This is a genomic window from Rhizobium sp. AN68 (assembly GCF_030758035.1).
Classification (GTDB): Bacteria; Pseudomonadota; Alphaproteobacteria; order Rhizobiales; family Rhizobiaceae; genus Agrobacterium; species Agrobacterium tumefaciens.
This window is the reverse complement of the sequence record NZ_JARWMI010000002.1, coordinates 194219-208040: the sequence shown is the minus strand read 5'-3', so window position 1 is coordinate 208040 and position 13822 is coordinate 194219. Positions and strand designations below refer to the sequence as shown.

The 13822-nt window shown below is 58.6% G+C and carries 13 protein-coding genes; 3 read left to right on the top strand and 10 right to left on the bottom strand.

Annotated elements, in window-relative coordinates:
• Positions 1 to 14: 14 nt before the first annotated feature.
• From RBH71_RS04400 to RBH71_RS04385, 4 genes are read right to left on the bottom strand one after another with little or no spacing between them, the layout of a single operon-like run.
• The gene (locus RBH71_RS04400; RefSeq protein ID WP_323687169.1) at positions 15 to 1628 is read right to left on the bottom strand and encodes an ABC transporter ATP-binding protein; all 1614 of its coding nucleotides are present in this window, start codon (positions 1626 to 1628) and stop codon (positions 15 to 17) included.
• Entirely contained in the window at positions 1625 to 2449 is an 825-nt protein-coding gene (locus RBH71_RS04395; RefSeq protein ID WP_003517730.1) for an ABC transporter permease, read from the bottom strand. The genes RBH71_RS04400 and RBH71_RS04395 overlap by 4 nt, the downstream gene beginning before the upstream one ends.
• On the bottom strand, positions 2446 to 3393 hold the full coding sequence (locus RBH71_RS04390) for an ABC transporter permease (protein WP_003517729.1): 948 nt from the start codon (positions 3391 to 3393) through the stop codon (positions 2446 to 2448). The genes RBH71_RS04395 and RBH71_RS04390 overlap by 4 nt, the downstream gene beginning before the upstream one ends.
• Complete coding sequence (locus RBH71_RS04385; RefSeq protein WP_323687168.1) at positions 3393 to 4955, bottom strand: ABC transporter substrate-binding protein; 1563 nt, start codon at positions 4953 to 4955, stop codon at positions 3393 to 3395. The genes RBH71_RS04390 and RBH71_RS04385 overlap by 1 nt, the downstream gene beginning before the upstream one ends.
• Positions 4956 to 5189: 234 nt before the next feature.
• Here RBH71_RS04385 and RBH71_RS04380 point away from each other — a divergent pair, with 234 nt between their 5' ends.
• Positions 5190 to 5456: a CBU_0592 family membrane protein gene (locus RBH71_RS04380; RefSeq protein ID WP_003517727.1), complete on the top strand. Its 267-nt coding sequence runs from the start codon at positions 5190 to 5192 to the stop codon at positions 5454 to 5456.
• A 6-nt stretch (positions 5457 to 5462) separates the two neighbouring features.
• Here the strand turns inward: RBH71_RS04380 and RBH71_RS04375 are convergent, their stop codons facing one another.
• Both RBH71_RS04375 and RBH71_RS04370 read right to left on the bottom strand, forming a co-directional pair.
• Positions 5463 to 6353 (bottom strand): LysR substrate-binding domain-containing protein, encoded by an 891-nt coding sequence (locus RBH71_RS04375; RefSeq protein WP_111842015.1) that lies wholly within the window; start codon positions 6351 to 6353, stop codon positions 5463 to 5465.
• A 118-nt stretch (positions 6354 to 6471) separates the two neighbouring features.
• Complete coding sequence (locus RBH71_RS04370; protein ID WP_003517716.1) at positions 6472 to 6690, bottom strand: hypothetical protein; 219 nt, start codon at positions 6688 to 6690, stop codon at positions 6472 to 6474.
• A gap of 298 nt (positions 6691 to 6988) precedes the next feature.
• On the opposite strand from RBH71_RS04370, the gene RBH71_RS04365 reads away from it, so the two are divergent.
• Entirely contained in the window at positions 6989 to 7315 is a 327-nt protein-coding gene (locus RBH71_RS04365; RefSeq protein WP_111842014.1) for a GCG_CRPN prefix-to-repeats domain-containing protein, read from the top strand.
• A gap of 269 nt (positions 7316 to 7584) precedes the next feature.
• On the opposite strand, the gene RBH71_RS04360 is transcribed toward RBH71_RS04365, so the two are convergent.
• Together RBH71_RS04360 and RBH71_RS04355 are read right to left on the bottom strand one after the other, a co-directional pair.
• Entirely contained in the window at positions 7585 to 8379 is a 795-nt protein-coding gene (locus tag RBH71_RS04360) for an SDR family oxidoreductase (RefSeq protein ID WP_323687167.1), read from the bottom strand.
• A gap of 251 nt (positions 8380 to 8630) precedes the next feature.
• Complete coding sequence (locus tag RBH71_RS04355; protein ID WP_112200873.1) at positions 8631 to 9521, bottom strand: LysR family transcriptional regulator; 891 nt, start codon at positions 9519 to 9521, stop codon at positions 8631 to 8633.
• Positions 9522 to 9654: 133 nt separating this feature from the next.
• On the opposite strand from RBH71_RS04355, the gene RBH71_RS04350 reads away from it, so the two are divergent.
• The gene (locus tag RBH71_RS04350; protein WP_323687166.1) at positions 9655 to 11169 is read left to right on the top strand and encodes an MFS transporter; all 1515 of its coding nucleotides are present in this window, start codon (positions 9655 to 9657) and stop codon (positions 11167 to 11169) included.
• A 151-nt stretch (positions 11170 to 11320) separates the two neighbouring features.
• On the opposite strand, the gene RBH71_RS04345 is transcribed toward RBH71_RS04350, so the two are convergent.
• Positions 11321 to 12256: an MYG1 family protein gene (locus RBH71_RS04345; protein ID WP_323687165.1), complete on the bottom strand. Its 936-nt coding sequence runs from the start codon at positions 12254 to 12256 to the stop codon at positions 11321 to 11323.
• A 253-nt stretch (positions 12257 to 12509) separates the two neighbouring features.
• Positions 12510 to 13793: a cystathionine gamma-synthase family protein gene (locus tag RBH71_RS04340; RefSeq protein WP_038493665.1), complete on the bottom strand. Its 1284-nt coding sequence runs from the start codon at positions 13791 to 13793 to the stop codon at positions 12510 to 12512.
• Between the last annotated feature and the right edge of the window lie 29 nt (positions 13794 to 13822).

The window sequence follows — 13822 nt, the reverse complement described above, 5'->3', positions numbered from 1 at the left end:
AACCGCCCCGCAGATCATGCGGCGGGGAGGCCACGTTTTGCCAGCACGCCATCCAGCCAGTCGCGCCGCAGTTCGGGGACCGAGGTGATGAGCTGTTCGGTATAGGGTTGGTAAGGAGGTGCAAAAACCTCCTTGGTCGTGCCGGTTTCGACAATGCGGCCATGCTGCATCACCATCGTCCTGTCGGCCAGCCGGCGAACGACGCCGAGGTCATGGGTGATGAACAGATAGGAGACGCCCAGTTCATCCTGCAACGAGCGCAACAGTCTGAGAATTTCTTCCGCCACGAGAGGATCAAGTGCCGATGTCACCTCGTCGCAGATGATAAGATCGGGTCTTGCTGCAAGTGCGCGTGCGATACACACGCGCTGCTTCTGCCCCCCGGAAAGCGCTTTTGGCAGGCGCTCTGCAAACTCCCGGGGCAGACCGATCAGGTCCAGCAACCGGTTCACCTCGGAGGCGCGCTCATCGTCATTCATTCCGAAATAGAACGACATGGGACGGCCGATGATCTCGCCGACGGTGTGGCGTGGATTGAGCGCCACATCCGGAAGCTGGTAGACGAGCTGGATACGGCGCAGATCTTCGCGCGAACGCCTGGAGTACTTGTCCGCAAGCCGGTGTCCAGCCAGCGAAACGACACCGGAGGATTGCGGCGGCAACCCGGCGATAACCCTGGCCAAAGTGGATTTTCCCGAACCGGATTCACCCACGACTGCCAGTGTTTCGCCCTTTCGGATTTCGCAGTGAACGTTGTCCAGCACCTTCTTGCGACCGTAGTAGGCGGTGACGTCACGCGCTTCGAGCAGGATTTCACCACCCCTGTTCTGGACGGATCCGCCGGACATGCTGGCTTGGCGTTCGGAAACAAGACGGCGCGTATAGTCTTCCTGCGGGTGCTCGAGGATATCCTCGGCAGAACCGGCCTCTACCTTCTTGCCATGGCGCAAGACCATGATGCTGTCAGCAATCTGCGCGACGACGGCAAGGTCATGCGTGATGTAGAGGGCGGCGGTATTGTAGCGCTGGATGAGACTGCGGAGCAGGGCCAGGACCTCAATCTGCGTGGTGACATCGAGTGCCGTTGTGGGTTCGTCCAGCACGAGTATGTCAGGGCGGCATGACATTGCCATGGCCACCATCGCACGCTGTAACTGCCCACCGGAGACCTGATGCGGGTAACGGTCGCCGAAATTCTGATAATCGGGAAGTTGCAGCGCTTGCAGCAGTTCCAGCATCCAGGCTTCGGCTTCCCGCCGGTTCATGACGCCGTGGTAAAGCGGCCCCTCGATAATCTGTTCGCCAATCTTCATGGCAGGGTTGAACGCCGCAGCTGCACTTTGCGCCACATAGGCGATGCGCGCACCGCGCGCCGCCTCACGACCGGCGCGATCGACCGTCATCAGCGAAACGCCATTCACGACGATTTCTCCACCAACGATTCGGCAACCGTTTCGGCCATATCCCATGGCGGCAAGCCCGATGGTGGATTTACCGGCGCCGGATTCACCGATCAGCCCTTTGACCTCACCGCGCTTGAGATCCAGATCGATACCATCAACTAGAATTGCTCCATTCGGTGCGGCAACTTTCAGGCCGCGAATTTGCAGGACCTCATTGTTAGTCATCGGTCTGCTCCCTGAATTGCGCTGCGGCCAGCCAGCAGCCAGTCCACGACGAGATTGACGCCGATGGTGAGAACAGCGATGGCAGCGGCCGGATATAGCGGTGCGTAGAGGCCGTAAAGAATGGCCTGCTGGTTGTCCTTCACCATGCCGCCCCAGTCTGCGAAAGGCGGCTGAACGCCAAGCCCGAGAAAGGACAGACCGGCCACGAACAGAAAGGTGAAGCAGAAACGCAGGCCGAATTCCGCAATGAGCGGCGGCAGGGCATTGGGCAGTATCTCCCTGAACACCAGCCAGATCAGGCCTTCTCCGCGCAGGCGCGCGGTCTCGGCATATTCCAGCACATTCACGCCCTGGGCGACAATGCGCGCCAGACGGAAGACGCGGGTGGAATCCAGAAGCGCAATGGTCACTATCAGCACGGGGATGGACGAGCCTAGCGCCTGCAGCACGACAAGAGCCGAGATCAGCACTGGAATACACATGACAGTGTCGACGATGCGCGAAAGCACCATATCGAGCCAGCCGCCGAAGATGGCCGCGATGAAACCAAGCGTGATCCCGATTGTGAAGGAGAGCAGGGACGCCGCCAGCGAAACGCCGATGGAGATTTGCGCACCGGCCAAAAGGCGCGACAGCATGTCGCGTCCGTTCTGATCAAGGCCAAACCAGTGTATTGCCGAAGGCGGATCGAAAGGCGAACCGACGATCTCCTCCTGCCCGAAAGGCGCAATATGCGGACCGGCTGCGAACAGGACGATGTTGACCGAGATGATGAAAAGACCGACCCATGCGGTTGGGGTGATGGTGCGGAGCATTTTCATCGGGGATGCCTCAGGCGCGGGTTAAGCGCAATTGCCGACACATCGGCAATGATGTTTAGAATGACGTAGGTTGCGCCGAAAACGAGGGCTGCCGCTTGTACCAACGGAAGGTCCCGCTTCGAAACGGCATCGACCATGAAGCGGCCAAGGCCGTTATAGTTGAACACGGCCTCTACCAGCACCACACCGGTGATGAGATAGGCGATGTTGAACGATACGACGTTGACGATCGGGGCCGCGGCGTTGGGAAGCGCGTGGCGGAGAACCACGCGTTTGGTCCGCAATCCCTTGAGATAGGCTGTTTCGACATAGGCCTGATCCATCACCGCAAGAACGGCGGTGCGGGTCATGCGCAGCATCTGCGCCACAGTCACCAGAACCAGCGTCAGAGCAGGAAGCGTGGTGGCTTTCAGCCAATCCGCAAAGCCCATGCCCGGATAAGTGTCAGCAAGGCTCGGCAAAAGATTGTACTGCACGGACACGAAAAGGATCAGCAACAGGCCCAGAAAATATTCCGGAAGGGAAACAAAGCCCAGCGCAACGATGTTGACAGCCCGATCGAACAGGCTGCCGCGCCAGATGGCACTGAACAGACCCAGAAGCACGGCAACCGGAACGGACACGACGGCGGCATACAGCGCCAGCGCCATGGTGTTCCAGAACCGCGGCCATAGGAGAGCTGCGACAGGCTGGTGGTTTGCCAGCGAATTTCCAAGGTCGCCGGTTACGAAACCGCCGAGCCAGGAAAGATAACGTTGCAGAAGGGGCTGCTCCAGACCGAGATCGGCGCGCAGCACGGCGAGAGATTCAGGCGTCGCATTCTGTCCGAGTATTGCCGACGCCACATCTCCGGGAAGAAGCTGAGTGCCGGCGAAAATAAGCGCCGACACCAGCAGAAGCGTCAAAATACCCAAAGCAATGCGCTTCAGGATAAGCTTAGTCATTATGCGTCCAACCAGACCTTTTCAGCGAGACGGGCACCCATGAAGTTGAACATCGGATGCGTGGTCACGCCCTTCAGTTTCTTGGATGTCGCATCCAGATAATCTCCGAACATCGGGATCATGGCGCCGCCCTCATTGGAGATGAGCGCCTGAAGCTCGGCATAGATTTCCTTGCGCTTCGCATCATCGAGAAGTGCACGCGCCTCGATGAGTTTCCTGTCGAAGTTTTCGTTCTTCCAGTGCGTATCATTTTGCGCCGAGGTGGACTGGTAAGCGATGGTCAGCATCTGGTCTGCTGTCGGGCGTCCGCCCCAGTATGACATGCAGAATGGAGCTTTCATCCAGACGTTGTCCCAGTAGCCATCGGCGGGTTCGCGCTTGATAGAAACATCGATGCCGCCCTTGGCCGCACTCGTGCGGAAAATCGCCGCTGCATCCACAGCGCCGGAGAAGGCGGCGTCGGAAGCGGAAATCTCTACCTTGAGCGTATCGAGGCCAGCCTGCTTCAGATAAAACTTCGCCTTGTCGGGGTCGTAGGGACGCTGCGCCAGATCCGCGGCATAAAAGCGGTCAGAACTCGGGATCGGATGATCGTTCCCGATGCGGCCGTAGCCACGCAGCGCGGTTTTCAAAAGCTGCTCGCGGTCGATGGCGTGCTTGATGGCAAGGCGGATATTGTTGTCCTTGTATGGCGCCTGCGTGCAATCCATCAGGAATGTGAAGTGCTGGCCGCCAGCCGATTGGACGATGTTGAGGTTGGGGTTACGGCGCAGCAGGTCTACTGTCTTGAAGTCGAGTTGGTTGATCGCATGGACCTGACCCGACATCATGGCATTGGTGCGTGCGGCGATATCGTTGATGACGATGACTTCCACGGCGTCAACGTGAGCGGCATTCGGCTTCCAGTAATTCGGATTACGGGTAAAGCGCGAACGAACGCCCGGATCGTAGCTTTCGAACACGAATGGCCCGGTGCCGACAGGTTTGTTGAAATCCGTCCAGCCTTCGGGCACAACGAGGAAATGGTAGTCGGACAGGATGTAAGGAAGGTCGGCATTGCCGCTTTCGAGGACGATCTTGACCTCGGTGTCGGAAAGCTTGTCGACGCTCTTAAGCGCAGACGCAACCGAGCGTGCCGCAGAGGTGGTTTCGCCACGGTGCAGGTTGATGGAGTAGATGACGTCTTCCACCGTCAGGGTCTTGCCATTGTGGAAGGTGACACCCTGACGCAGCTTGAAGACCCACTCCACGGCGCCGGGCTGCGCTTCCCAGCTTTCGAACAATTCAGGCACAGCGTGATTGCTGGCATCGATCTCGACAAGGCCGTTCATGATCATGAAGGCCTGATTGACCGGCACCCAGCCTTTCAGGATGCGGGGATCGAGGTTATCCGTGGTGCTGCCGCCGCCGATACCCAATTTCAAAACGCCACCCTTCTTCGGTGTGTCCGCGCCTTGCGCACTGGCGTCTGTGATGAAACCGGCAGAAAGCGCCGCGAGGCTGGCCGCGCCGGCAAGAAAATGCCGCCGGTCGAGCGAGAAGGAAAAGGGGGAGGATGTCATGTTTGGGTTCCCTGTTTTTTATCGGGGCCGGACGAGGCGCGGCTGGCAGTGGCGTATCGTACTCGACGGTTCGGCACTAGATACCGATGCGCGCAGGGGGGTATGATTTTTGCGCATGGGGTCATGAAATCTGAGCGCATCCGGTTATCTGCGAAGCGGAGTAAAGGGATGCGCCGGAGCGGGTCCGGTGTAGCAGGCGCTCGCCGGGCGGGCGTGTTTATGGAGTGGATACAAATGGGGCTAGCGGATCTTGTCGGCCTTGCAGGAGCGTTTTTTTATCTCTTCGCCTATGCCCTGTTGCAGCTGCGACTTCTGACGATAGAAGACTGGCGCTACACTCTCTTAAATGTTCTGGGTGGCGTGTTTCTGATCTACTCGCTGATATGGAATTTCAACCTCGGCTCGCTGATTTCACAGGTCGCCTGGCTGCTGTTCACCATCATCGGCTACGCGCGGTTCCTCCTGGACCGGCGCCGCAAGACACCTCCTGCGCAGGCATGACGGGTTTCAGCGCGCGGTTTTATGGTTGTCTGCAATCAGCCAATCGGAAACCTCGCGCACAATTTTACGCTGGTGGCGATCTGCCGGTCGCATCAGGTAAAATTTGCCTTCCGAGCGCATGGCATGGGAATGCACAGGAACGAGCGCTCCGCTATCCAGTTGGTCGCGGATGAGCCAGGTCCACCCAAGCGTTGCACCAAGCCCCTGCGATGCCGCCGCGACGCAGAGGCCATAGTCTCCGAGTTTCCACTGGATTGCATCCTGTGGCGGCAACAGGTGTGACGAGCGCCACCAGTCGCTCCAATCCTGCCATTCCCGCATCGAATCTTCGATGGATATCAAAACCGGTGCCCTCTGCTCCATAAGATTGGTCATGCCGCGGGCAGAAACGGGGACGACCTCCTCCTGGCCGAGTTCCGATAGCCAGACGCCAATCGGTCTTTCCTTGCGATAGAAAATAGCCAGGTCGAATTCATCCAGACGCAGATGCGCCACATCGTCAGTTACCCGCACCCGCAATTCGATGCCCGGGATATCGCTTTTCAGTTTCTGCAGGCGAGGCATGAACCATTGATCCGCAATCCCGCGAGAGCAGGCGATGGTGATCTGGCTGGCGCCGGTCCACGAGCGGACGCCGTCCGTGACACTTGCGATATCGAGGATCAGCCGCGATATATCGATCGAGTAGTTTTCGCCGATGGTCGTCAGTCGCACGCCTGTCGGCACGCGCTCGAAAAGCTTGGAGCCAATGAACGCTTCCAGCTTGCCGATCTGCCGGCTGACGGCGCTCTGCGTCAGGCCCAGCTCGTTGCCCGCGCGGGAGAAGCTGCCCAAACGGGACGCTGCCTCAAAAACAACAAGCGCCTCCAGCGGCGGCAATCTAAAAGACGGTTGCATTCAGGTTCCCAAAAACAGAGTTTGCGATCCGATACACCGCCGCCGCAAACTCTTCAATTTTTTTGGGATTCCATGCTGCGCTCAGGCTTTGCCACTAGCGCCTTTCTGTTACCCAAGACTAGGGCTGACGGTCCGGCATTATCAGCCAGAACAATTGCACGAGGTCGCGCCAGGTTCGAGCCAGATCCTCGGCCGTCGACGTCAGCTCCCTGTAAATATAGATGCCCGCAAGCGTGAGAACGGCTGCAAGCGTTAGAACGGCCAACAGCACCCAAGGCCAGATGAGGCGTTTGCTCTTTGGCTTTGGTTCGGGCTTTGTGTCCAGATTGGGGTTCAATCACCGTCTCCTCATTCGCTTGAGGACTATGACGAAAACCGCGGGACTGCAACCGGAGGGGATACATCTCGCCCCTTCAAACCACTGGCACATAAAAGAATAACAGGTCTGCATTGACTGGGGCGGGGCAGTGAGCCGCGCCGCCTTGACGCCGCTTCACCCTTTCGCAGTGATCGGAACGCGAAGCCGGTATCTGCCACAATTGTGGAGTTTTTGCCACGAAAACATCAAGATTCATTCAGCCACAGTTCACCGGCAAGGGCGCTAAATCCCTCCATCCCGGAAGGAGGGAGATGAAATGCGTAAGATGATTTTAAGCGCTGGAATAATTCTCGGTGCCCTGTTCGGCAGTGGCGCGAACGCGATGCCTGTCGGTCAACCGGCCGCACCCCTGGCATCCAACGTTCAAAGTGTGGACTATGCTTGCGGACGCGGCTTTCATCTATCGCCGCGCGGATATTGCCGGCCCAATGGACCGCCGAGATATGAGCGCGGCTGGGACAGACGTAATCGCTGGGAAGCCCGCAGGGAGTGGCGTGAACGTCAGGCCCGCAGAGAATGGCGCGAGCGCAGAGATTGGCGCGAACATCGCGAATGGCGAGACCGTCGCGACTATCGATGGTAATGAAAACAGGCCCTCTCCGAACCGGGAGGGCCTTTTCCGTCTGGGTGCGTCTTGAGTTTTTAGCGACGATCTTCAACGCATAGATTGATCGGTTTGCGCCAATTGCCGTCATCGATCATTTGGGCCGAACTCTTCCCAAATGATCCAAGGTTTTGACGCGTTTGCCGGGTGTGCCACAGAACTGGTCGGTGGAAGTTCGACCTTTACTATCTTCCATCATAATGGGTGCAATGAACCAAAAAGGTTCGGTCATCCCATAGCCCGTTATTCTAGCTTCCCGGTGCTGCGGCTGATCCTGCAAGAATGCCGCCATCGATGTTCAGTTCGGCCCCAGTCATATAAGTTGCCTCGTCAGATGCGAGCAGGACTGCGAGCGCGGCTACCTCCTCGGCCCTGCCAAAGCGTTGCATGGGCGTTTCTTTGACCAGCGCGGCTTCACGATCTTTGCGATCCGGGCCATTTCCCAACATCGGCTCCCACATCGGTGTCATCACGGCCGCAGGGTGAATTGAGTTGCACCGGATGTTCAGGCCCTGACCGGCGCAGTATAGGGCCACGCTCTTGGTGTGGTTGCGGACGGCGGCCTTGGATGAGGCGTAGGCCGCTGCCATTGGAATTCCGACAAGCCCTGAGCGTGAGGAAATGTTGATAATCGACCCCGCACCATTTGCTCGCATGGCGCGGATTGCATAACGGCAGCCCAGAAAGGTGCCATCCAGGTTGACCGCATGGACCTTGTGCCAATCAGCAAGTTGGGCATTTTCTGGATCATGGGCTGGCGGGGCTCCTTCGAATGGTCCTTCAAAGCCTGTTATTCCCGCATTGTTGACGACGACGTCGATCTTGGGAAATTGACTGGCAATTTTCGCCCAGCCTGCCTCGCATGCGACGTCGAGACGGACAAACCTCCCGCCGATTGAGCCTGCGGTCAACAAGCCGCCATCCACGTCTATATCGGTAACGATGACCTGTGCCCCCTCGTCAGCAAACGCTTGGGCGATAGCCGCACCAATTCCGCGCGCCGCGCCGGTCACGATTGCGGTCTTTCCAGAAAGTCTGGGCATGAATGTTCCTTTGATGCAAATGCTGAGCCAGCCAACGCGTCGTTTTAAAAAGACTGCGCTGTCATCGACGTAAGTCCGGATTATCGGCGATCTTTGTCCATGGTCATAAACTCCTCATCAGCATCCTTTATTTACCCACCACTGTCTTATTGGTCAAGAAATGCACCGTATTAGTCCGCCGATGGCTTCAATGGACGAACTCCACCGGCGCGCATAAGCCTGCCGGCATCTGTCATGCGCTGATACTCCAGTCACGTTTCGACAAACAGATTTTCGATCGCAAAATCGATGAAAGCGCGCAGCCGCGGCGCCATGAAGCGGGCTGATGGCCAGACAATTGAAAACTGGCCTGGTGCGGCGAGATGTTCGTTCAGGACCGTCTCGAGCAGGCCATCCCTGATGGCGTCCGTCGCCAGGAATTCAGGCATGTAAGCGAGCCCCATCCCGTCAATCGCCGCCGCCCTTATCGCCTCCATATTACCGCAGGTGAGGGCGATACGCATGCTCGACAGGGGGTTGTCGCCGTTTTCCAGCAGCCATTCCTGAAACCTGCCGGAGGTCGGAAAGCGGAAGCGCAATGCATCATGCTCTGGCAATTGGCTGGGGTGCAGGGGCGTGCCCATTCGTTGAAAATAGTCCGGCGACGCGCATAAAATAAAGCGGAATGGACCAAGACGCCGCGCTATCAGGCTGGAATCATCAAGCTCACCACTGCGGATTGCAGCATCAAAGCCGCCCTCGATCAGATCGACGCGCCTGTCGTTAAAGTCGAGTTCCAGATCGATATCGGGATAACGCCGGCGAAATTCAGGCACGATCGGCAGCAGAAAGCGGTATCCGATTGTCGGAAGCGTCACGCGCAGACTGCCGCGAGGTAGGGCCAGATTGTCCGTGACTGCTTCATGTGCGTCGCGCAGATCGGTCAGGATGGACCGATACCGCTCAAACAGCATTGCCCCTTCATTGGTCAGGGAGACCTGCCGGGTGGTGCGATTGAACAGCCGTACGCCCAGAGATGCCTCCAGTCGGGCAACGCTTTTTCCGACAGCAGAAGGTGACAGGCCCAGGCTCTGCCCGGCCTTGGCAAAATTCAGCCTTTCGGCAACCCGGACGAAGGCATCGATCTCGCTCAACTTATCCATTGTCACTGATTAGAGAATTTTAATCCGCAATGAAAGGCCCGTGAGGCCGATTGTCGAATTGATGTCGTCTGATGAGGATGGATGCCGATACGCGGCCTTGGTGTCGCGATGCCATTTCACGATTGGAGTTTGCATGAACGACGCCCCTCATAGAGCCTCAGCCAGCCGGAATTCGGTATTGGTGGCGGTGTGTCTTGCCGCCTTGACCCTTCCTTTGAACTTCTCCGCCGGTGCGGTTGCCACGCCGGCGATCGGGCAGGACCTCGGGGGATCGCCTGCATCCCTGACCTGGATCACCAATGCCTTCATGCTGGCTTTCGGAAGTCTTCTGATGGCGGCAGGCGCGCTGGCAGATCGATATGGCAGAAGGCGGGTGTTCTTGATCGGCCTTGCGCTGTTTACCGGCTTCTCCTTTGCGCTTGGATTTGCGCCTTCGGTGTGGATCATCGATCTGCTACGTGCCGGTCAAGGCGTGGGCGCCGCCGCGGCCCTGGCCGGAGGTACGGCCGCACTTGCGCAGGAATTCGACGGCCACGCTAGGACGCGCGCCTTTGGGTTGCTTGGAACGACCTTCGGTGTCGGTCTTGCATCTGGTCCGCTGCTGACGGGATTGATGATCGAAACGGTCGGATGGCGGGCAATATTTCTTGCCGGCGGCCTGATCGGCCTCCTTGCCCTGATCCTCGGCCCGCCACGGATGCGTGAAACGAGGGATCCCAATGCGGCGGAACTCGACTGGCTGGGCGCTGCAAGCTTTACCCTCACACTCACCCTCTTCACCGTTGCGATGATCGAACTGCCTGTTCTCGGGTCTAACGGTATCATCGCTTTCAGCACAGGATTTGCGTTTTCGCTTGCAGCCTTCGTCTTGATCGAAATGCGGGCAGCGCGGCCGATGCTGGACTTATCGCTGTTCCGTTATCCGCGGTTCGTGGGGGTGCAGCTATTGCCAATCGCCACCTGCGCCTGTTTCGTTGTTTTTCTTGTTATCATCCCGTTGCGCCTCATCGGTATCGAGCAACAAGGAGCAATCGGGGCGGGGTTCATCATGTTGGGACTGTCGGCTCCGATGCTGGTGGTGCCTATAGTTGCGACGATGTTGGCGCGTCATGTTTCGCCGGGCATGCTCTGCGGCATCGGCCTGCTGATCGCCGCCTCTGGCCTCGTCTGGCTTGCCGGCTTCACCGCAGAGGATGGAGCCATGATCGTTCTGCCCATGCTCGTCATCGGGGTGGGCGCCGGCCTGCCATGGGGCCTGATGGATGGCTTGTCCGTTGGCGTCGTGCCGGTGGAGCGTGCGGGAATGGCGACCGGCATATTCAGTACCGTGCGGGTCGCCGGTGAGGGCATCGCGCTTGCAGTCGTCAGCGCCGCCCTGTCGGCATTGACCTCGGCATCCCTCGGACGGCTCGCGCCTGTGTCTACGCCCCTCTTGAATCAGACAGGTCAGCGTCTGGCAGTGGGCGACCTGGCGGGTGCAGCGGCAATATCGTCCCACATCGGGGACGACCTGTTGCGGGATGCCTATCAGACTGCGTTTTCGACACTTTGCTGGTGGCTTGCCGCGGTAACGGCGCTATGCGCCATCGCAGTCCTTCTCCTGCTGCCAAATAGTACTGCGGTCGCCGACAAAGTGACGGCTCCGTAGATTATCGGGAACGAACACGGTGTTCCCGGTTGGGCATGGAGGAGGAGAGTCCAGTGATGCGGCCGAAGAACATTTGCGGGCATATCCTTTGATATGCTCCGCCGGCCCGCCTTCCGGGCGATCTCCTACTCATGTTCCGTTGTTCAATGGACTACACTACGGGAGCAGGCAAGATCGCCTCTTTCACAGCCAGCTCTGCCATGGCGAGTGCGGCATCACGGGTTTTGGCGGCGGCAATAAACCGGCCGTTGTGGCAGAAACTCGCGCCTTCAATGCCGCAAACGGCTTCCAGATCGCCATTTGTAAGGCCAGCCCATGCGGCAGGCAGGTCTGCCCGCAGTTCAAAGCCTTCATCTGCGCGACGGATACCGGTGAGACACCAGTCCTTGTCACGCGGGTGAACGACAAACAGCAGATTGTCGGCGCCCGCCTTCACAATGGCGGGCCGAAACGGCATGCCCATCGGCAATTCCAGAATATGACCCTCACCGGCATCGATGATAGCCTGCATTACAAGCGCCTCGGCGCGCAGTTTCGCAGCGCTTTTGGCTATTTTCGCCTCGACGAAGCTGCGGGCAATGACGAGCGCCGCGTGGAAACTGCGATCATCGGCTTCGGGGTCGGTCTCGTCAAAAACAGGTTTCAGAGTTTCCAGCAGGACAGGCAGCGTCAGCGCAACCAGCGGCCCGGCGACGGATGGGCTGACCGCACCATTGTCGACCAGATCGACCGGCAGCACAAAGCTGCCATCGAAAGAGGTATGGACGGTTTCGACATGTTCATCGGGGATGCCGAAGGCGGCAAGATAGTCCCGGCCGAAATGCTTCCAGATCAGTCCGAATGAACTATATGGCTGACCGTCATCCCTCAGCGGCGCGCCGCGCTGATGGTGATCGAATATCCTGCTTGTCGCGTCATAGGCGCCGCCGACATCGTAGATGATGCGGTCCACGCCGGGGGTGATCCATTCCGGCGCCCGGCTGCGGACGATGCGGGCCTGCGGGAAAAGTCGGGTCAGGATGACGCTGGACAGCAGTTCGTCGGCATGGAAGCCACCGGAATGGGTGACGAGAAAATCCGGGATCATGTCAGGATAAGCCTTGTTGCTTGCGGGAGGTCCGCCTGGAATTGAGGCACCTGATACCCTTTGCCCGACGCCATCTCAACCCGTCATTCGCCGCTTCTGTATCATATTGCCGGTTCGGGACTGGCTCCACTCGTAGCGGAAGGTAACGCCGCTCCCCTTATCGCCTTCCTGCACTACGTTTGTTTCCGTGTTTCGTATGTACTGGAAAACCCATAGGTATTGCAGTCGGGGAGGAGCGGCATTTGCCTCTTCGTCAGGCGGCATCCAGAGAGAGGGTCAGGTCGGCGACCAGATCGTCGGGATGTTCGATGCCGATTGACAGCCGGATCGTGGAATCAAGCACACCAATGCGCTGGCGGACGTCGGCCGGAACACCCGAATGCGTCATCGTTGCAGGATGGGAGGCGAGAGATTCCGTACCGCCAAGGCTGACCGCGAGTTTGAATATCGTGAGAGCGTTGAGGAATTTGAAAGACGCTGCCTGCCCGCCCGCAATGTCAAACGAGAAGGTCGATCCCGCACCGGTGCATTGATCTGCAAACACCTTGCCAACCGGGGACGCCGGATCGTGAAACGGCAGATAATGGATTTTCTCGACCTTGGGATGCGCCTTCAGGAATTCGGCCACCACCTCGGCATTGCTATTTGCCCGCTCCATGCGGATTTGTAGCGTCTCAAGCGAGCGCCCGAGCATCCAGCACGAATGCGGGTCGAGCTGCGTGCCTATCGCTCCGCGTAATGCCTTTACCTGCTTCATGACATCCTTGCGACCGAGCGCTGCTCCGGCAATGAGGTCGGAGTGCCCGCCAACGTATTTTGTCAGTGAATAGAGCGAGATATCGGCACCGTGCTCGATAGGCCGCTGGAACACCGGACCGAGGAGTGTGTTGTCGCACGCGATGATTGGCCTGTGTCCCTGCTTCTGGCCGATCACGTCGGCAACGCGGCTGATCATAGCGATATCGACAATACTGTTTGTCGGGTTGGCGGGGGTCTCGATGAGGATGACGGACACCCTGCCTTTCGCCATCGCAGCCTCTGCGGCGGATATCACCGAGGCCTCGCTGACACCATCGGCGAAACCCACCGCCGAAACGCCGAAATTGTGGAAGGTCTTTGCCAGCAGCGTCTCAGTGCCGCCGTACAAAGGCTGGGAATGGAGTACGGTGTCGCCGGGCCGGACGAAAGCGAAAAGCGTCGTCGAAATGGCGGACATGCCGGACGAGAAGAGCGCACAACTCTCGGTGCGTTCGTAAACGGCAAGGCGGTCCTCGACGATCTCGCTATTGGGATGGTTGAAACGCGAATAGACGAGGCCTGCACCTCTGCCTGCGGGCGGCTCCTTGCGGCCGGAGACATAGTCGAAGAAGTCGCGACCGTCTTCCGCCGACTTGAAGACGAAGGTTGAGGTCAGAAACACAGGCGGCTTCACCGCTCCTTCCGACAATTCCGGATCGTAGCCGTAATTGAGCATCTGGGTTTCAGGATGGAGAGCGTGGTTGCCGATATGGGTTTTAGACGGATGCGGTGCGGTCATTTGCGGAAGGTCCTCCTCAACAGACGTTG